Origin of the sequence: Austwickia chelonae NBRC 105200, assembly GCF_000298175.1 — a bacterium.
Lineage (GTDB): Bacteria > Actinomycetota > Actinomycetes > Actinomycetales > Dermatophilaceae > Austwickia > Austwickia chelonae.
This window is the reverse complement of the sequence record NZ_BAGZ01000001.1, coordinates 179,212-198,301: the sequence shown is the minus strand read 5'-3', so window position 1 is coordinate 198,301 and position 19,090 is coordinate 179,212. Positions and strand designations below refer to the sequence as shown.

The following is a 19,090-nucleotide window of genomic DNA, read 5'->3' as shown; positions in this document are numbered from 1 at the left end:
ACAAGGACCCGGCCATGACACTCGCCTTCACCACCCAGGAACATCCCCAACGGGCCACCGACGAACAGCGTGCCTACGTCCTGGGCAATCCCGGCTTCGGACAGAACTTTACCGACCACATGGTCCTGGCCCGCTGGACCAGCGCCGAAGGATGGCACGACGGCGCGGTGGTGCCCTACGGACCGTTGGCCATCGACCCGGCCGCCGCCGTCCTGCACTACGCCCAGGAGATCTTCGAGGGCCTGAAGGCCTACCGGCATGCCGACGGATCCATCTGGACCTTCCGCCCCGAGGCGAACGCCGAGCGGATGCAACAGAGCGCGCTCCGGCTGGCACTGCCCCATCTGCCCACCGAGGACTTCATCACCTCCCTGCGCGCACTGGTGGCCGCCGATCACGAATGGGTGCCGGCAGCGGGCACCGGCGAGACGAGCCTGTACCTGCGTCCTTTCATGTACGCCTCCGAGGCCTTCCTGGGAGTGCGTCCTTCTCGGGAGGTCACCTACTGCTGTATCGCCTCCCCGGCGGGCGCCTACTTCTCCGGAGGTCTTGCGCCGGTGAACCTGTGGGTGTCGACCCAGTACGCCCGCGCCGGAGCGGGCGGCACGGGGGCTGCGAAGTGCGGCGGCAACTACGCCAGCTCGCTGGCCGGGCAGTTGGAGGGTGCCCAGCACGGCTGTGACCAGGCTGTCTTCCTCGACTCGGGGACCCACAGCTATATCGAGGAGCTCGGGGGGATGAACCTCTTCCTGGTGTACCGGGATGGTCGTATCGTCACCCCGGAGCTGACCGGCAGCATCCTGCCCGGAGTCACCCGTCGATCGATCCTGCAGCTGGCGAGCGAGTTGGGGATGTCTCCCGAGGAGAGGCGCATCCCCATCCAGGAGTGGAAGGACGGTGCCGCCAGCGGCGAGATCACCGAGATCTTCGCCTGCGGGACGGCGGCGGTCATCACCCCGGTGGGTGAGCTGCGTTGGGAGGGCGGGTCCTGTGACCACCGACGTTCGGCCGACCCCGGCCAGGTCGGCGAGGTGACCCAGCAATTGCGTACGGCTCTGCTGGACATCCAGTACGGGCGGGTGGAGGACTCTCGTGGGTGGATGACCCGTCTGGTCTGAGCCGTGGCTTCCTGGCCCGGAGCCGGGGTGCTTACCCGGCGCGGGTCAGGACGTCCTGGGCGGGTGGAGAAGCTGTTCGCAGACGGCGATCAGCCGGGATCTGAGTGCAACGGCTTCGTCGGTGATCCTTCGCTGCCGGGCGGCGTAGTCGGCTCGTCCAGCAGGGGTCTCGACGGGAATGGCTTCCAGGCCGAAGCCGGTCACGTCGTAGGGGCTGGCCTGCATGTCGAGCTGCCGGGCGCGTAACGCCATCTCCAGGCAGTCCAGGAGCAGTTCGCTGGGTACGGCGGGGGAGAGTCGGGCGGCCCAGTGGTAGAGGTCCATCGAGGTGTGCAGACATCCGGGTTGTTCCTGGTCGTCACGGCCTTCACGGGTGGGGTGCAGTTCGTTGAGCGGGCGTGCCCTGTCGGTGAAGAAGCGGTAGGCGTCGAAGTGACTGCAGCGGATCGTCGACTGTTCGACGACCTGGTCGGTGCGGGCCTGGCCCAGCCGCAGAGGCAATTGTTCGTGACGTCGTTCACCGTCGGACAGGCCGTAGACCATGGCCCACTCGTGGAGTCCGAAGCAGGAGAAGGCTGGCGGGCGGGATGCGGTGGACTGCAGAAGACGGAGGACCTCCTGGGCGAGGCCGCGGCGGGCGGTGAGGAAGGCCGGGACGTCCAGGAGATATCCGTCCGCATGGGGCGCGTAGTAGGGCCAGGTGTGACGTCCCGAGGAGTCCTGTGGGTCGTGCAGGAGAACATTCGGTCCGGGGTGCCACCGTCGGAGTTTTCCTGGGCGATGTCGGTAGTAGACCCAGAGGAAGTCCTCGACGGGGTGTCGGAGGCCGCGGCTGCGGCGGTGCAGATGGCCGTCGACCAGTGTGTCGACTCGTCGGGTGTGGGTCTCCTCGCGATGGCGCCACTGGGCGTAGGGCAGCTCTTCCACGGGGCAGGACCTTACCGTTCGTGGGGAGGAACAGCTCATCCAACCTCGCGAAATTGGTTGAACAATAGGCTTAGTCAGATCTACTCTCCTAAGAGTCGTCGTGGCGGTCCGTGGAGGGGCGACCCTGTCTCCTCTCCACAGACCCGACCCGACCCTTCTCCTCGCTGCTGAGGCCGCCGCGAGGAATTCGCGCGCCACAGCGGAGGAACCATGGAAGACCTGCGCATCACGGTCAACGGCATCGTCCACGAGGTGACCGATGCCGGACCCCACACCACTCTGCTCTCCTGGCTGAGGTCCCACGGACTCACCGGGGCGAAAGAGGGATGCGCTGAAGGGGAGTGCGGCGCCTGCGCCGTACTGCTGGTCCGTGAGTCACCTACCGGGGAAGCCCGCCTGGACAGCATCAACTCCTGTCTGGTCACCCTGGGCGCACTCCACGGATCCGAGGTCATCACCGTCGAAGGGCTCGCCGGCGCCAACACGGAGCACCCCGTCCAGCAAACCTTCGCTCACGCCGGCGCCAGCCAATGCGGTTTCTGTACCCCCGGATTCATGGCCAGCCTGGCCGGTGAGTACTACCGGGCCGGCCGGCTACCGGGACAACACGGGCAGGCGAACGGTGTGGACCTGCACGCCCTGGGCGGGAATCTCTGCCGGTGCACCGGATACCGGGCCATCCGCGATGCGGCCGGACAGATCGGTTTCCCCGCGCCGGACGACCCGGTCCGCGAGCGCCTCCGACAGCCGGTGACACCCCCGGCGCCTGTCCATCTCGCCGATCACGACGGAGCCTTCATCCGACCGGCGAACCTCGAAGAAGCGCTCTACCTGCTCACCCGGTATCCGCAGGCCACCCTCCGTGCAGGCGGGACCGATCTGGGCGTGGATCAGAATCTCCGACACCGCCGTCCCGGACTGGTCATCGCCGTTGACGCGCTACCGGAGCTGCGCGGGATCCACATCGACGACGACCACATCGAGATCGGTGCCGGGCTGACTCTGAGCGAGATCGAGGAGGTACTGGGGGGAGCAGTACCTCTCCTTGACGAGATGTTCCCCCGCTTCGCCAGCCCGCTCATCCGTCATGCCGCCACCCTCGGAGGCAACCTCGGTACCGCTTCCCCGGTCGGCGACAGCGCGCCCTGTCTGCTGGCCCTCGACGCCCGGGTCGTCCTGAGCTCCCAGAAGGAACGCCGGGAGGTCCCGGTGGGGGACTACTTCCTCGGATATCGCCAGACCGTCCGTCGCCCCGACGAGATCATCACCTCGGTGCGGATACCCCGCCCCTTGGCACCTCAGGTGGCCTTCCACAAGATCACCAAACGTCCTGTGGACGACATCTCCAGCGTGTCCGTCGCCTTCGCCTTCCGCCTCGACCGCGGCTCCGTCGCCGCAGCTCGGATCGGGCTGGGCGGGGTGGCGGCCACTCCGATCCGGGCACGAACCACCGAGGAACTTCTCGTCGGGCAGCCCTGGACGGAAGAGACCGTCGATATCGCGGCCGCGGCCTTGGCGAAGGAAGGCACCCCGTTGACCGATGCCCGGGCGAGCGCGGCCTATCGCAGCGCGATGCTCGAACAGTCGCTCCGACGTTTCCACGCGGAGCTCACCTCCCAGGAGATGGCCTCATGACTTCGCTGTTCCGACGTCCACCGCAGGCTGTCGTCGGTGAGGACGTCGTCCATGCCGATGCCCGGGCCCATGTCACCGGTTCCGCGTTGTTCACCGACGACATGGTCGGCCGGTACACCGGGGTCCTGCACGCCTACCCGGTCCGTTCGCCCTATGCCCACGCTCGGATCGTCGACATGGACTGTGCATCTGCGTTGGCCGTCCGGGGGGTCAGGAAGGTGCTCACCGGGCAGGACGTTCCCGGGCTCAACGACTCCGGGGTCTGGCACGACGAGCCGCTGTTCCCCACCGAGGTGATGTTCCACGGGCAGGCGGTGGCCTGGGTGTTGGGTGAGACCCGGGAGATCGCCCGATGTGGTGCGCAGGCTGTCCGGGTCGACTACGAGCCGCTCCCGGCGGTGGTCACCCTCGAGGAAGCCCTCGCGCAGGAGAGCTTCCAGGGCGGGGAGCTGGTGATGTCCCGTGGAGATGCCGAGGGTGCGCTCTCCCGATCCGTGCACCGTTTCCGAGGGGTCACCGACCTGGGCGGGCAGGAACACTTCTACCTGGAGACCCATGTCAGTTTCGCGCGGGTCGACGAGGGCGGTCAGCTCCATCTGATCTCCAGCACCCAGCACCCTACGGAGACCCAGGAGATCACTGCGCACGTCCTGGGCGTCCCCAGCCATGCCGTCACCGTCGAATGTGTGCGGATGGGAGGAGGGTTCGGCGGAAAGGAATTCCAGCCCCACGGTTATGCGGCCCTGGCCGCCCTCGGTGCGACACTCACCGGGCGCCCGGTCGAGCTCCGGCTCGACCGCAGTCAGGATCTGTCGATGACCGGGAAGAGGCACCCTTTCCGGGCCGAGTGGGAGGCCGGTTTCGACGAAGGGGGTCGGATCACCGCTTTGGTGGCATCTCTCGTCGCGGACGGAGGGTGGAGCCTGGATCTGTCCGAACCGGTGCTGGCCAGGGCGCTCTGTCATATCGACAATGCCTATTTCATCCCGGACGTGCGGGTCAGTGGTCGTATCGTCCGGACCAACAAGACCTCGCAGACTGCTTTCCGTGGTTTCGGCGGGCCGCAGGGCATGGTGGTGATCGAGGACATCATCGGTCGATGTGCTCCACGCCTGGGCCTGCCCGCCGTCGAGCTGCGGAGGCGGAATTTCTACCGGGAGGGCGAACAGACCCCTTATCGGCAGACGGTGCGTCATCCCGAACGCATGGATGTCATCTGGGAACAGCTTCTGCAGAGCGCTGATTTCGAGGCACGTTCGGCTGCGGTCGCAGAGTTCAACCGGACTCATCGGCACCGTAGAAGGGGCATTGCCGTCACTCCGCAGAAGTTCGGGATCTCGTTCAACTTCACCCCCTTCAACCAGGCCGGAGCCCTCGTCCACGTCTACCGGGACGGCTCGGTGATGGTGACCCACGGGGGCACCGAGATGGGGCAGGGGCTGCACACGAAGATGATCCAGGTCGCGGCGACGGCCTTGGGTGTCCCCGCGTCGGCGGTCCGGCTGGCATCGACCCGGACCGACAAGGTGCCCAATACCTCTGCGACGGCGGCGAGCAGCGGCGCCGACCTGAACGGCGCCGCGGTGAAGAACGCCTGTGATCAGATCCGTATCAGGATGGCCGAGGTCGCGGTGGAGAGTCTGCGGGCCCGCACGGTGCCGGCCGGGGCGCTGGGGGTCTCACCGCAGGACGTCTGTTTCGAGAACGGCGCGGTCTTTCCCGCCGGTCATCCGGAGCTGGCGGTGTCTTTCGCCACGGTGGCCGGTGACGCCTATCTACGGCGGACGAAGTTGTGGGCTGCCGGTTTCTACCGGACTCCCGGGCTGCACTGGGACAAACAGACGATGACGGGGGAGCCTTTCAAGTACTTCAGTTATGCCGCGGCCTGCGCGGAGGTCGAGGTCGACGCCTTCACCGGTGCGCACCGGGTTCTTCGGGTCGATGTCCTGCACGACGTGGGCGACAGCCTGTCACCGGTGATCGACCGCGGCCAGATCGAGGGCGGGTTCGTCCAGGGCATGGGGTGGATGACCATGGAGGAACTCGTCTGGGACAGCAGTCCCGGGGCGGGGCGCGGTCGTCTGCTCACCTCGGGGGCGAGTACCTACAAGATCCCTTCGATGGGTGAGCTGCCTGAGATCTTCCGTGTCGACTTCCTGGAACGGGCCACCGAGACCGGCGTGGTCTACGGGTCCAAGGCTGTCGGGGAACCGCCGTTGACCCTGGCGATCAGTGTCCGTGAGGCGTTGCGTCAGGCCTGTGCTTCTTTCGGCCCGTCCGGTCGGGAGCAGACATTGCCGCTGCCGGCGACGCCGGAGGCTGTCTTCTGGGCGGCGCAGGAGGCAGCCGCCGCCGGGTCAGCGGAGGTCGCGGCGGCCAGGATCTCCTGTTCGAGCGAGGTCGCCCCGACGGGCGGGGAGGTCGGCGAGGATCTGCGCCCCAGCGCGCAGGAGGTGCCGGTGCTGCGCTGAGGACGCGGCCACCTCCGGGTCGGATAGCGTGATCGCAGAGTCGTGTCCCGCATCTGTCAGGAGCAGCTATGAAAATCGCCCGTTATGTCGTCGACGACGAGCCGACCTACGGCGTCGTCATGAGTGAGGACGGGGTGCCCACCTGGCTGGCCCAGGTGAACGGCGACCCGTTGTACTCGCGGGTGGCCCCGACCGGGGTCCGGCACGAATTGGGCGATGTGCGCCTGCTCGCACCGGTCATCCCGCGGAGCAAGGTCATCGGCATCGGTCGTAACTATGCCGCTCATGCTGCCGAGCTGGGGCACGAGGTGCCTGCCGAACCGCTCGTCTTCCTCAAGCCCAACACCTCGGTGTGCGGTCCGGACGATCCGGTGGTGATGCCGGACTTCAGCACCGAGGTGCATTACGAGGGCGAGCTGGCCGTGATCATCGGTCGGATGTGCAAGGACGTCCCGGTCGAGCAGGTTCCCGACGTCGTGCTCGGGTACACCTGCGCGAACGATGTCACGGCTCGGGATATCCAACGCAGCGACGACCAGTGGTCCAGGGCCAAGGGGGCGGACACCTTCTGCCCGTTGGGGCCGTGGATCGAGACCGAGCTGGACCCGACCGATGTGGAGGTCCGGACGAGGCTGGACGGACGCACCGTGCAGGAGGCGTCGACGTCGTTGATGGTCTACCCGGTGGCGGAGCTGGTGTCCTATGTCTCCAGGATCTTCACTCTTCTGCCCGGGGACGTCATCCTGACCGGCACCCCGGTCGGTGTGGGCCCGGTGGAGCCGGGGCAGCGTGTGGAGGTCGAGATCGAGGGGATCGGATCGTTGTCGAATCCTTTCGTGCGCCGCTGAGGTGTTCGGACGCCCGGGTGCGTCGTGGAGGGGCGTCGTAGGCTGGGGACATCATGAGCACATCCAGCACCCCGGCCGGCCTTCCCGGCGCACCCAGGCTCCGTGTCGCTCCTTCTCCGACGGGTGATCCCCATGTCGGCACCGCATACATGGCTTTGTTCAATCTGGCCTATGCGCGCCAACGAGGGGGACGCTTCGTCCTTCGGGTGGAGGACACCGATCGCGCTCGTTTCCGAGCTGATTCAGAGCAGCAGTTGTACGACACCTTGGACTGGCTCGGCCTGGGGTGGGACGAGGGCCCGGACAAGGGCGGCCCGTTCGCCCCGTACCGGCAGAGTGAACGGTTGGAGACCTACCGGCCTTATGTGGAGCGGTTGATCGAGGACGGTCATGCCTACCGGTGTTGGTGCTCTCCTGAGCGTCTGGCCCGGATGCGGGAGGAGCAGCAGAGGTCCAAGTCCTCGGTCACCGGGTACGACCGGCTCTGTCAGGGGATGACCCGCGAGGAGCGGGCCGAGCTGCCGGGCTTCCAGGAGACGCCGGTGGTGCGCATGCTGGTTCCCGAGGATGCGCCGACGGAGTTCGACGATCTGATCCGGGGCCGGGTCCGCGCGCCGCATCCGGATGATCAGGTGATCCTGAAGGCGGACGGTTTCCCGACCTATCACATGGCTGTGGTGGTGGACGACCACGAGATGGGGATCACTCATGTGGTCCGTGGGGAGGAATGGATCAGTTCGACGCCGAAGCATCTTCTCCTGTACCGCTGGTTGGGGTTGACCCCGCCGACTTTCGCGCACATGCCTTTGCTGCGGAATACCGATAAGTCGAAGATCTCCAAGCGGAAGAATCCCGCAGCTCGTCTGACCTGGTTCCGGGAGCAGGGTTATCTGCCGGAGGCTTTGGTGAATTTCCTGGCGCTGTTGGCCTATCCGCCGGCGAAGGATGCCGAGGGCAAGGACGTGGAGGTCTTCACCCTGGAGCGTTTCGCCGCGGAGTTCGACTGGGCGAAGGTGAACCCGGTCGGTCCGATCTTCGATCTGACGAAGTTGGACTGGCTCAACGGTGTCTATATCCGTGAGTTGTCGGTGGAGGAGCTGACTTCTCGCCTGGTCCCGTATCTGCAGTCGGACGGGCTGCTGGGGGAGAACCCGAGCCTGGGGGAGATCGTCCGGGTGCGTAGCCTGGCCGAGTTGGTCCAGCCCCGGTTGGTGAGGCTCACCGAGGCGGCGGAGCAGATGCGTCCCTTCTTCACTGCCGATGAAGAGTTGGTCGTCGAGGAGGATGCCAGGGCTTCGCTCAAGGGTGATGTCGCTGCGGTCCTCGATGCGGCGGTCGTCGCCTTGGAAGCGATTCCTGACGATGCGGGAGTGGATCTGGCTGACGTGGCGGGCAGCTGGACGGCCGGGCGGATCGAGGAGTCCTTGCGGGCCGCTTTGATCGACGGTCTGGGGTTGAAGCCTCGGGTCGCTTTCGGCCCGGTCCGGGTGGCTCTGTCCGGGCGTAGGGTCTCCCCGCCGCTCTTCGAATCCGCCGAGGTGTTGGGGAGGCATTCGACCTTGTCGCGGCTGCGGTCCTTGCGGGCGTCCTTGTGAGTTCTGGCGGTGTGCCGGGCGTCTCTCCGGTACACCGCGCGGGGCTGGGATCGGTGTGGGGCCGGACCGGGAGGATCTCCTGGTCCGGCCCCACACGCGCCTTGGGTGGCCTGGGTCAGCTGCGCACTGCCCGTTTCTGGATCGCGGCCCATTCGTCCTTCAGGCCTACGGTGCGGTGGAAGTGCATCGCTGTCCGGGGGTCGTGCGCGAAGTAGCCCAGTCGTTCGAACTGGACCACGGTGCCGGGCGGCGTGTCGGCGAGTATCGGTTCGACGCGGCAGTGGAGGAGTGTTTCTTTGCTCTCCGGGTTGATGTCGTCCATGACTTCACCGGTGGTCTCGCCCGGAACGGGGTGGGTGAAGAGTCGTTCGTAGAGGGAGACGGTGGCTTCTGCCGCGTGGGGGGCGGAGACCCAGTGCATGGTCGATTTGACCTTGCGTCCGTCGGGTGCGGTGCCGCCTCGGGAGGCCGGGTCGTAGGAGGCGCGGATCTCGATGATCTTCCCCTGATCGTCCTTGACGACGTCGGTGCAGGTCACCAGGTATGCGCCGCGGAGCCGGACTTCGCGTCCCGGGGTGAGTCGGAAGAACTTCGGGGGAGGGGTCTCTGCGAAGTCGTCCTGCTCGATCCACAGTTCTCCGGTGAAGGGGACCTTTCGGGTGCCGTCGGCCTCGTTCTCGGGGTTGTTGGCCACGTCGAACCATTCGACGACGGGTGTGCCGTCGGGTTCGGTGGGCCATCCGTCGAGGACCAGCTTGAGCGGGCGGAGCACGGCCATCCGGCGTTGACTGGTCAGGTTGAGTTCACGACGGACGAAGGACTCGAGCAGTTCGATGTCGTGTCGGCTGTTGGTCTTCGTCAGGCCGACGTAGGCGCAGAAGTCGCGGATCGATGCGGCGGGGTAGCCGCGGCGGCGCATCCCGGCGACGGTGGGCATCCGGGGGTCGTCCCATCCGTCGACGGTGCCGCTGGTCACGAGCTGGAGCATTTTGCGCTTGCTGGTGATCAGGTAGGTGACCGCGAGCCGGGCGAACTCGGTCTGGCGCGGTGCTTCGTGGGGGAGGGGGAGCTGTGCGAGGAACCAGTCGTAGAGCGGTCGGTGGCTGTCGAACTCCAGGGTGCACAGGGAGTGGGTGACGCCTTCGATGGCGTCGGACTGCCCGTGGGCCCAGTCGTAGGTCGGGTAGAGGCACCAGTCGTCGCCTGTCCGGTGATGGCTGGCGTGCCGGATGCGGTACATGATGGGGTCGCGCATCTGCATGTTCTCGTGTTGCATGTCGATCTTGGCGCGCAGCACTCGGGATCCGTCGGGGTAGTCGCCGTCGCGCATCTTGCGGAACTCGGTGATGTTCTCTGCGACGGGTCGGTCCCGGTAGGGGGATTCGATCCCGGGTTTGCCGAAGCCGCCGCGCTGGGCCGAGATGGTCTCGCCGTCCTGTTCGTCGACATAGGCCTTGCCCTGTCCGATCAGGTATTCGGCCCATTCGTAGAGTCGTCCGAAGTAGTCGGAGGCGAAGAGGATCGGTGTCGGCGGGGGGAATCCGAGCCAGGTGATGTCCTCGATGATGGAGTCGACGTACTCGGTGTCCTCGGTGTCGGGATTGGTGTCGTCGAACCGGAGGTGGCAGATCCCGTCGAATTCCTGGGCGATGCCGAAGTCGGCGCAGATGGCTTTGGCGTGTCCGATGTGTAGGTAGCCGTTGGGCTCAGGTGGGAATCTGGTCTGGACGCGCCCTGAGAAGATGCCTGCGGCGTTGTCACGGCGGATCTGTTCACGGACGAAATCGCCTGCCGGCGACGTGGCATCGGGCTCGCTCATAACACTTCACTCTAGTGCCTGCAGCGGTGCCGTCTCCCGCTGTGGCGGGCTCTGCGGGGGAGGCCGGCCGGGGGAGGCGGGTCGGGTGTAGTTCTCAGTTCTGCTGGCTGGGCGCCGATGTGAGCAGAGGCCGGTCGTCCGGCGGTGGTCGTTCCTCTTCCAGGGGAGCGGATGGCGCCGGGCTGATTTGGGTTACAAGGCACTCGGAGGCTAGAGTGCTTTCTCGGATCGCCTAGCTGGTGGGCAACTGCTTCACCAGTGGGGGATGCCCCATGGGGTATGGTGTAATTGGCAGCACGACTGATTCTGGTTCAGTTAGTCTAGGTTCGAGTCCTGGTACCCCAGCTCATCGAGTAAATACGCGATGAGGCGCTGGGTGGTGATTTATCCAGTGCCGATTTGGAAGAAACTGCCGCTCAAAGGTAAGGTTTCATCCGCTGCTCAGGCAGTAAATGGCCCCGTTGTGTAGTGGCCTAGCACGCCGCCCTCTCAAGGCGGTAGCGCCGGTTCGAATCCGGTCGGGGCTACAAAGAAGAAAGGCGGCCCCCTCGAAAGAGGGGGCCGCCTTTCTCATTGGGGTCCTATCCTTTTACCCTTTGTTCAGCAGCATTATGAATCGTCCAGGTGTCTTACGCCCGGTCCGGCGCGTAGGTCTCTGTTCTCGACATGATGTGTGGGGCCTGATGACTACGCCGTCTCGGCCGTCCTGAGGCTCGTGGGGGAGGCTGCCGCCGAACGTATCGGCGATATGCGAGGAATGACGGAAGGACGGAATGCCGCGATGGCAGATGCCCAGATGGATGCCTGTGAAGCCTGGATCAGGGCGCGGGGGCTCCCTCAGGTACTCACTCGCCGCTCACGGAGTCGGGCGTTGTTGCGCAGGGTTTCCGCACTGCTCTCCGCCATGACGGTGATCAACGTCCTCTGGTTGCTCGCTGCCTCCGTGGTGGACGGCGTCCAGGAGACGGAGGACGGGCTCGTTCGTGAGGAAGACGAGGTGGCCTTCATCCTGAGTGGATTCCTCGTCTTGGGCGGCCCGATCCTCGCGCTCCCGGTCGGTCTGGGGATCGGCTGGTTGTTGCGGGCCCTGCCGAACTCGGGCAGCAAACTTCTCGCTGTGATCATCGGATTGATCCACCTTCTGCTGCCTCCCGTGATGGGCAAGGAGATCGACGGGGACAGCTTCTTCATCAGCTTGCTGTGGCAGTTCTCCCTGCTGGTGATCCTGCTCTTCCTGACCTATATCGGGGTGGGCAATGTGCTGGTCTGGTCGTTGAAGCGTTCGGTGAGCCAGGCCACCGCTCTGGGCGCGATGATCGCCCGGGTCCTCCCGGTCTTCCTGGTCGTGGTGCTCTTCTTCTTCTTCAATGCCGAGATCTGGCAGGTCGCCGCGGGGATCGACTACGGGCGGACCTTCGGTGTCGGGATGGTTCTGCTGGTCCTGGCCCTGCTGGTCGTCGTGGTGACCGCGCTCGACGAGATGCACACGATGTTCCACAAGCACGAAAGTCGGAACGAGGCCGAGTTCTCCTATGCGGAGTCCGTGGAGAACGAGCAGCGGATGCGTTCGTTGTTGCGGGGTACTCCCTTCGCCTCCGTCTCCATGCCGCGTCTGCGTCCTCCGCTGCGGGTCAGTGAGCGGGTCAACCTTCAGTTGGTGGCGATCGCTGCGCAGGTGATCCAGGTGTTCCTCTTCACCATGTTGATGGGGGTCTTCTTCACCTTCTTCGGTCAGATGGCGATCACCGACGCCGTGGCCAAGACCTGGATCTCCTCGGTGCCCGAGCCGATGATGGTGGCTGGTTTCAAGCTCCCGTTCAGCTCGGTGCACTTCAAGGTGAGCTTCCTCCTGGCCTGCTTCAGCGGATTGTCCTTCGCGGCCTCGTCGAACAGCGACGAGACCTATCGGAAGTCCTTCCTCGACCCGGTCCTGGCCGAGAACGAGGTCAATCTGGCGATCCGGGACGCCTATCAGGGGCTGCTGGCCGAGCAGGAACTGTACGGGGAGCCGGGCGACGATCGGAGCGAACTGGTCTGATCGGCCGTTCCGCGTCTGTCTTCCGGGGCGCCCGTCGTGGGTTCACCACGACGGGCGCCCCTTGCGTCAACCCTGCTGTCCGACGAAGCAGATCGAGTTATTCTGACGTTGGACAAAGTTGACCATACTCTGGTGAGCGGTGGGCTGTGATCGGGCCGTCACAAGCGGCTGCACCGGGAAAGCGCGCTGGTCGCCGGACGCGATCCAGAACGGGCAGGCGACATGACCACGGAGAACACCCGGCGACGAGTCCCCCGGACCCGCACACCCGACGACGGCGCTACCGCGGTCCACACCCTGTTCATCAACGGAGAAGCCCATCAGGTCTCCGAGGACACCGAACTGCTCGACCTGCTCCGGGACGATCTCCGTCTGATCTCCGTGAAGGACGGATGCAACCAGGGATCCTGCGGTACCTGCATGATCCTCGTCGAAGGCAAGGCGGTCCGAGCCTGCACCCAACGGGTCAAACGACTCGCCGGCAAACGGATCACCACGGTCGAAGGGCTCAGCGAGCGGGAGAAAGCGGTCTACGGACACGCCTTCGGTACCGCGGGCTCGGTCCAGTGCGGCTTCTGCGTACCCGGGATGGTCGTCTCCGCGAAATCCCTGATCGATGCGAACCCCGCCCCGACCGCCGACGAGGTCCGCCACGCCCTGCGCACCAATATGTGCCGGTGCACCGGCTACCAGCAGATCGTCGACGGCGTGCTCCTCGCCGCAGATCTGCTACGGGAAGGACGGGAGATCCCCGCCCCTGGGCAGAACGCAGGTGTCGGTGAAGACGTGCTGCGCATCGACGCCGTGGAGAAAGCGCTGGGCGAAGGGCAGTACGTCGACGACATCGAGATCCCCGGTATGGTCCACGGCCGACACGTCTTCACCGCCCACCCGCGCGCGCGGATCCTGTCCATCGACACCGGCGCGGCGTGCGCTATGCCAGGAGTTCTCGGGATCTTCACCGCCGAGGACATCCCCGGAGAACGCTACCTGGGTCATCTCTACAAGGACTGGCCGGGCATGATCGCCGTGGGCGAGACGACCAAGGCGATCGGGGACACCCTGGCGATGGTCGTGGCGCAGACCCGCTCCCAGGCCGAATCCGCTGCCGCTGCGGTCGAGGTCGAGTACGAGGTACTCGAGCCCTTGACCAGTCCGGAAGCAGCCATGGCGGAGGGTGCACCGCAGATCCACGGGGAAGGTTTCACCCGATTCGGTTCCTTCGTCGTTCCCGAGGGCAATATCTGTGCCCACGAAGAGATCTCCCGGGGCGACATCGCTGCCGGTTTCGCAGCCTCCTCGTATGTCGCCGAGGCGACCTTCGATCTGCCTCCGCAAGAACACGCTTTCATGGAGACCGAGGCGGCCATCGGGATCCCCGACGGCGAGGGGATCATGGTGATCACCGCAGGTCAGGGAATCTACGACGAATACCACGAGGTCAGTGAGTACCTCGGCCTGCCCCTGGAGAAGGTCAGGATCCGTTCGGCCCTGGTCGGTGGCGGTTTCGGCGGCAAGGAAGACATGTCGGTCCAGCACCAGGCAGCGTTGTGCGCCTATCTGACCGGGCGGCCGGTCAAGGTGAAGTTCAGTCGGACCGACAGCTTGAACTATCACCCGAAACGCCATGCCATGAAGATCACGATGAAGCTCGGCTGCGACGACCAGGGCATTCTGCAGGCGATGCAGGCCCGGATCGTCTCGGACACGGGAGCCTATGCCTCCTTGGGTGGCCCGGTGCTGCAGCGAGCATGTACCCATGCCTCCGGGCCCTATCACTACGCCAATGTGAGCGTGGTCGGTGATGCCGTGTACACCAACAATCCACCGGCAGGGGCCTTCCGTGGTTTCGGGGTCACCCAGTCGGCGATGGCGGTGGAATGTCTCGTCAACGACCTCGCCCGCCAGGTCGGTCTCTCCGGTTGGGAGATCCGTCATCGCAATGCCGTCCGCCCGGGGCAGGCGCTGCCGAACGGGCAGATCGTCGGCGCGGACACCGCCCTCGTCGAGACCTTGGAGGCCGTCCGGGACGACTTCGAACGGTATGAAGCCGATCCGGAGCTCCACGTGGGTATCGCCTGCGCGATGAAGAATGCCGGAGTCGGCGTCGGGTTGAAGGACCCGGGGCGATGCAACCTCGAGGTCATCGACGGAGTGGTCCACGCCCGTTCGTCCGCGGCCGGGATCGGACAGGGCATCACCACGGTCATCCTTCAGATGGTCGCGGAGACCACGGGGCTGGAGAGACGCCACATCGTGGTGGACGCCCCGGACACCAGCTATTCGCCGGACGCGGGCACCACGACTGCTTCCCGTCAGACGGTCTTCACCGGTCAGGCAGCACGTGAAGCGGCGCAGGCACTCAAACGGGATCTGGATTCCGGGCTGGCCCTGGCTGACCTCGAAGGGAAGCTCTACGAGGGAGAGTTCGACTTCGAGACCGATCCGATCGGCTCGACGAAGGCGAACCCGGTCAGCCACATCTCCTACGGTTTCGCGACGCAGATCTTCGTGATCGACACCAAGGGTGAGATCGTCCAGGTGGTCGCGGCTCATGACGCCGGCCGGGTGATCAACCCGGTGGCCTGCGAGGGGCAGGTGATCGGTGGCGTCGCCATGGCCATCGGGTACGGGGTGACTGAGTATTTCCGGTGTGAGGACGGGATCCCACAGGTCAAGCTGGCCCAGCTCGGATTGGTCAAGGCCAATCAGATGCCTCCGGTCCGCGCGATCTTCGTGAACCGTGCTGATCCGACCTATGCCTACGGGGCCAAGGGCATCGGCGAGATCACCTGCTGCCTGGGTGCGCCAGCCCTGCAGAATGCCTACTTCAAGAAGGACGGTCTCTTCCGGCTCGCGCTCCCGTTGGAGGACACCTTCTATCGCCCGGTGCGGCGCCGATGACTCCGGGCGCTCCCGGCCTTCAGGAGCCCTCCGGCCCCCTGGAACACCTCGGTAGGTGTCCGGGTTCGACTCCGCTGATCGTCGTCCGGGGGGCTGGGGACATCGCCACCGGGGTCGTCCAGCGCTGTGCTCACGCCGGTTTCGACGTCATCGCCCTGGATCTCGCCCGACCGATGGCAGTCCGGTGGCGGGCGTCTTTGTGCACCGCGGTCCGTCAGGGCAGCTGGCGGGTCGAGGACCTCGTCGGGGTTCGTGCCCTCGGTCTCGAGCAGGCTCGGCAGATCCTGGCCGAGCAGCGAAGGTCCGGCCGGCCGGGTGAATACCGGATCCCTGTGGTCGTTGACTCCGAGGCAGAACTGGTCCGCAGGGCTCGTCCGGTGGCGGTGGTCGACGCGATGCTCGCGAAACGGAATGTCGGTACCCACCGTGGCATGGGGGATGTCACCGTCGGGTGCGGTCCGGGTTTCGTTGCCGGAGAGGACGTCGACTACGTCGTGGAGACGATGCGTGGACACGATCTGGGGCGCGTGATCTCCCTCGGGGCGGCTCTTGCCAACACCGGGGTCCCCGGGACGATCGCCGGTCACGGTGCCGACCGGGTCGTCAGGGCTCCTGAAGCCGGCCGGGTCCGGGTCCTGCGGGATATCGGCGCTGTCGTGCGTGCAGGGGAGGCGCTCTGCGTTCTGGAAGGTGCGGAAACCTCTTCCGAGGTGCTCTCTCCGCTGTCGGGGGTCGTTCGCGGCATGATTCCTGAGGAGACGGTGGTCTCGCGGGGTCTCAAGATCGCCGATGTCGACCCGCGGCCTGCGATGGTCGCATGTTGCGACACGATCTCCGACAAGGCCAGAGCCGTGGGGGGAGGCGCGCTGGACGCGGTGCTCCAAGGGTTGTCGGGCCGATGTCGGAGGGGCGCGGGTTCTGGGATCGACGTCCTGGAGCCGGGGCGATGACCGACCGCCCGGTCTGGCCCGTGGTCTGGGAAGGCCCTGGACGGGCGGGGCCGGGGCTGCTCTCGGCCTTGGGCGTCACGGAGCTGCTCGAAACATGTGTCCTGGGCTGCCGGAGAAGGGTGGTTCTGGCTGCGGTGGGCGCAGGCGGTAAGACCACCCTTTTGCGGGCTGTCGGGCAGGAATGCGCGGTTCTCGGGTTGAGCGCCGTTCTGACCACGACCACCCGGTTGTGGCTGGAACGGGGCGCGGCTCTGGACGTGGAGGAGGCCTTGGCCCGCAGGGATGAACCGGGCTTGTTGGTTGCCGGGCAGCCGTGCGGGGACGGCAAGATCTCGGCCTTCCCCGGCGACGGGATCGATCGATTGCGCAGTGCCTTCGATGTCGTCTTGGTCGAGGCGGACGGTGCCCGCGGCCTGCCGTTCAAAGTGCCGGCGGCGCACGAGCCGGTGGTTCCTCCGGCGGTGGATCTTCTCCTGGTCGTGGCGAGCGTCGATGCATTGTGTCGTCCGTTGGAGCAGGTGTGTTTTCGCTCGGAGCGTGCCCGGGAGATCCTGGGCATCGGTTCTGGGGTCGGGGCCGATCTCGATGCCGGAGCAGTCGCGATGCTGCTGCAGCAGGGTTATCTGGATCCGGCCCGTCGGTGGGGTTGGGCCGGCCAGGTCTCGGTCGTGCTGACCCACGTCGACGGTGGAGTGTTCGACGAGGACATTCGCGCACTGATCGGTCTGTTGGACGGTCACCAGGTGATCTGTGTCGGAGTGGACCCTTCTCGTCAGGTGGCGTGCTGCCGGGGGGAGAATGGCACCGGTCGGGAGGACCGGCTTCCGATTCCGCCGGCGTGGCAGGGAGATCGATGATGCGGCGAGTGGATTATGTCGAGCTGCTGGGTCAGGTCGATGCTCAGGGCGTCTACGCCCGTTTGCACTGGACCAGTGGGCCACGAGCCGGGCGGTGCGATCCGTGGGACGGTGATCGGGACAGCCTGACCGGCACTCCTCGAAGACCTTTCGGCGCCACCTGTCGGGAGACCGGTTCGGGCGGTTATTTCGCGGAGGAGCTGTGGGGCACGCCCCGGCTGGTGATCCTGGGTGCCGGCCATGTCGGCCGCGCTGTCGCGCAGATCTCTTCGGTGATCGGTTTTCATACCGTGGTGATCGACGACCGTCCCGGCCTGGCCAGGTCCGACCGGTTGACCGGGGCGGATCAGATCGTCGTTGATGACTACGGTGTGGCCTTGCGTGCCCTGTCGGAGCATGCCAACAGCTATTTCGTGGTCGTCACGCCGGGGCATCGCAGTGACCGTGAGTGTGCGCTGCTCTGTCTGACGCGTCCGCATCAGTACGTCGGCATGATCGGTTCCCGACGCAAGGCGGCATTGGTCCGTCGGGAACTGGTCGAGGCGGGGTTGTCTCCGGAACTGACCCGTGAGCTGCGTTCACCGATCGGTGTCCATCTGGGTGGACCGGATCCGGGGGAGATTGCGGTCTCGATCTGCGCGGAGCTGGTGCAGGTCCGCGCCGAATGCCAGGGGCAGGTCGTCGATGCCGAGGTGGCGGACACGATCCGTGGGTTGGCGCGGACACCGGAATTGCCGGCCGTTCTGGCCACGGTGATCGGTGACGCCGGGTCGACTCCGCGGGGTACCGGCGCGCGCATGGTGGTGGGCATTCAGGGGCCGGTGGCCGGATCGGTCGGCGGGGGAGCGGTGGAACTGGAGGTGGTCCGTCGGGCGCAGGCTCTGCTTGCGGAGGGGGACGATGCTCTCGCGGTGGCTGATTACGACCTGTCCGGTCGGCGTGGGAACGAACTGGACATGATCTGTGGAGGGAGCGTGCGGGTGCTTCTGGAGCGACTCTGAACGTCCCTGGGGCGGAGCAGGTGCGGGCTTGGTCCTCTCGGACGCGGGAGGTCCAACCGGGTGCGGGAAGAATCCGTGGGGGCCCATCTTCTCTTCTCGGTGAGGGGCCCCCACGGATGGTCAGTGCTTGTGTGCGGACTCCTGTGCGGCCTGCTGCTGGGCATGCGCCCGGGCGAGGACCTCGGTCAACTTGTTGGCTCCGGCGACCACGGTCGCGGCGTGGAGGCGCCCGGGCTGTCGGGAGATGCGTTCGATCGGTCCGGAGATCGAGACGGCGGCGATGACCCGCCCGGCGGGATTGCGGACGGGTGCGGACACCGAGGCTACTCCCGGCTCACGTTCACCGACGCTCTGTGCCCATCCGCGGCGTCGAACGCCGGAGAGGGTGGTGGCGGTGAATTCCGCGCCCTGGAGACCGCGGTGGAGTCGGTCCGGTTCTTCCCAGGCGAGGAGGACCTGCGCTGCGGATCCGGCGAGCATCGACAAGGTTGCTCCTACCGGGATGGAGTCGCGTAGTCCCATGGGGCGTTCGGCGGCTGCGACACAGATGCGCATGTCCCCTTGGCGTCGGAAGAGTTGCGCGGATTCGTGAGTGTGGTCCCGGAGTGCTCCCAGAACGGCGCCTGCAGCGGCCAGGAGCCGGTCTTCGCCGGCGGCTGAGGCAAGTTCTGCCAGGCGCGGGCCGAGGATGAATCTGCCTTGCATGTCGCGGGATACCAGCCGATGGTGTTCGAGAGCCACCGCCAGGCGATGGGCGGTGGGGCGAGCCAATCCGGTGATGGCAACGAGCTGTGCGAGAGTCGACGGTCCCGCTTCCAGGGCGCCGAGAACGGTTGCGGCCTTGTCCAGGACACCGACCCCACTAGAACTTTCCATGCACTCAGTGTGACGTCCCACGTCATGAGACGCAAGCTCGCCACATCTTGA

The 19,090-nt window shown here is 66.1% G+C and carries 13 protein-coding genes and 2 tRNA genes; 12 read left to right on the top strand and 3 right to left on the bottom strand.

Annotated features, from left to right (window positions below; translation table 11 throughout):
- Positions 1-14: 14 nt before the first annotated feature.
- Positions 15-1,118 (top strand): branched-chain amino acid aminotransferase, encoded by a 1,104-nt coding sequence (locus tag AUCHE_RS00890; protein ID WP_006501367.1) that lies wholly within the window; start codon positions 15-17, stop codon positions 1,116-1,118.
- 45 nt (positions 1,119-1,163) lie between these two features.
- Here AUCHE_RS00890 and AUCHE_RS00885 read toward each other — a convergent pair whose 3' ends face one another.
- Positions 1,164-2,045, bottom strand: a complete 882-nt coding sequence (locus AUCHE_RS00885; RefSeq protein WP_006501366.1) for a hypothetical protein — start codon at positions 2,043-2,045, stop codon at positions 1,164-1,166.
- A gap of 210 nt (positions 2,046-2,255) precedes the next feature.
- Between AUCHE_RS00885 and AUCHE_RS00880 the strand changes: the two genes are divergently transcribed.
- The 4 genes from AUCHE_RS00880 to gltX all read left to right on the top strand — a co-directional run bounded on the left by AUCHE_RS00880 (position 2,256) and on the right by gltX (position 8,594).
- Complete coding sequence (locus AUCHE_RS00880) at positions 2,256-3,680, top strand: xanthine dehydrogenase small subunit (protein WP_006501365.1); 1,425 nt, start codon at positions 2,256-2,258, stop codon at positions 3,678-3,680.
- A complete protein-coding gene (xdhB, locus tag AUCHE_RS00875) occupies positions 3,677-6,151 on the top strand; it encodes a xanthine dehydrogenase molybdopterin binding subunit (RefSeq protein ID WP_006501364.1) in 2,475 nt (824 codons plus the stop codon). The genes AUCHE_RS00880 and xdhB overlap by 4 nt, the downstream gene beginning before the upstream one ends.
- 68 nt (positions 6,152-6,219) lie before the next feature.
- Positions 6,220-6,999, top strand: a complete 780-nt coding sequence (locus AUCHE_RS00870) for a fumarylacetoacetate hydrolase family protein (protein ID WP_006501363.1) — start codon at positions 6,220-6,222, stop codon at positions 6,997-6,999.
- A 53-nt stretch (positions 7,000-7,052) separates the two neighbouring features.
- Positions 7,053-8,594 (top strand): glutamate--tRNA ligase, encoded by a 1,542-nt coding sequence (gltX, locus tag AUCHE_RS00865; protein ID WP_040321037.1) that lies wholly within the window; start codon positions 7,053-7,055, stop codon positions 8,592-8,594.
- A gap of 115 nt (positions 8,595-8,709) precedes the next feature.
- Here the strand turns inward: gltX and AUCHE_RS00860 are convergent, their stop codons facing one another.
- Entirely contained in the window at positions 8,710-10,413 is a 1,704-nt protein-coding gene (locus AUCHE_RS00860) for a glutamine--tRNA ligase/YqeY domain fusion protein (protein WP_006501361.1), read from the bottom strand.
- Between the two features lie 273 nt (positions 10,414-10,686).
- Between AUCHE_RS00860 and AUCHE_RS00855 the strand changes: the two genes are divergently transcribed.
- From AUCHE_RS00855 to AUCHE_RS00825, 7 genes are all read left to right on the top strand, one after another.
- A tRNA-Gln gene (locus AUCHE_RS00855) sits at positions 10,687-10,758 on the top strand.
- 109 nt (positions 10,759-10,867) lie between these two features.
- Positions 10,868-10,940 (top strand) — tRNA-Glu (locus AUCHE_RS00850).
- A gap of 146 nt (positions 10,941-11,086) precedes the next feature.
- The gene (locus AUCHE_RS00845; RefSeq protein WP_006501360.1) at positions 11,087-12,451 is read left to right on the top strand and encodes a hypothetical protein; all 1,365 of its coding nucleotides are present in this window, start codon (positions 11,087-11,089) and stop codon (positions 12,449-12,451) included.
- A 222-nt stretch (positions 12,452-12,673) separates the two neighbouring features.
- Complete coding sequence (gene xdh, locus AUCHE_RS00840; protein WP_006501359.1) at positions 12,674-15,355, top strand: selenium-dependent xanthine dehydrogenase; 2,682 nt, start codon at positions 12,674-12,676, stop codon at positions 15,353-15,355.
- On the top strand, positions 15,352-16,305 hold the full coding sequence (gene yqeB, locus AUCHE_RS00835; RefSeq protein WP_006501358.1) for a selenium-dependent molybdenum cofactor biosynthesis protein YqeB: 954 nt from the start codon (positions 15,352-15,354) through the stop codon (positions 16,303-16,305). The genes xdh and yqeB overlap by 4 nt, the downstream gene beginning before the upstream one ends.
- The gene (gene yqeC, locus AUCHE_RS15360; protein WP_006501357.1) at positions 16,302-17,162 is read left to right on the top strand and encodes a selenium cofactor biosynthesis protein YqeC; all 861 of its coding nucleotides are present in this window, start codon (positions 16,302-16,304) and stop codon (positions 17,160-17,162) included. The genes yqeB and yqeC overlap by 4 nt, the downstream gene beginning before the upstream one ends.
- Complete coding sequence (locus AUCHE_RS00825) at positions 17,159-18,163, top strand: XdhC family protein (RefSeq protein ID WP_081578074.1); 1,005 nt, start codon at positions 17,159-17,161, stop codon at positions 18,161-18,163. Before yqeC ends, AUCHE_RS00825 begins: the two co-directional genes overlap by 4 nt.
- Before the next feature lie 120 nt (positions 18,164-18,283).
- Here the strand turns inward: AUCHE_RS00825 and AUCHE_RS00820 are convergent, their stop codons facing one another.
- Positions 18,284-19,039, bottom strand: coding sequence for an IclR family transcriptional regulator (locus tag AUCHE_RS00820; RefSeq protein WP_006501355.1), 756 nt, complete (start codon positions 19,037-19,039; stop codon positions 18,284-18,286).
- Between the last annotated feature and the right edge of the window lie 51 nt (positions 19,040-19,090).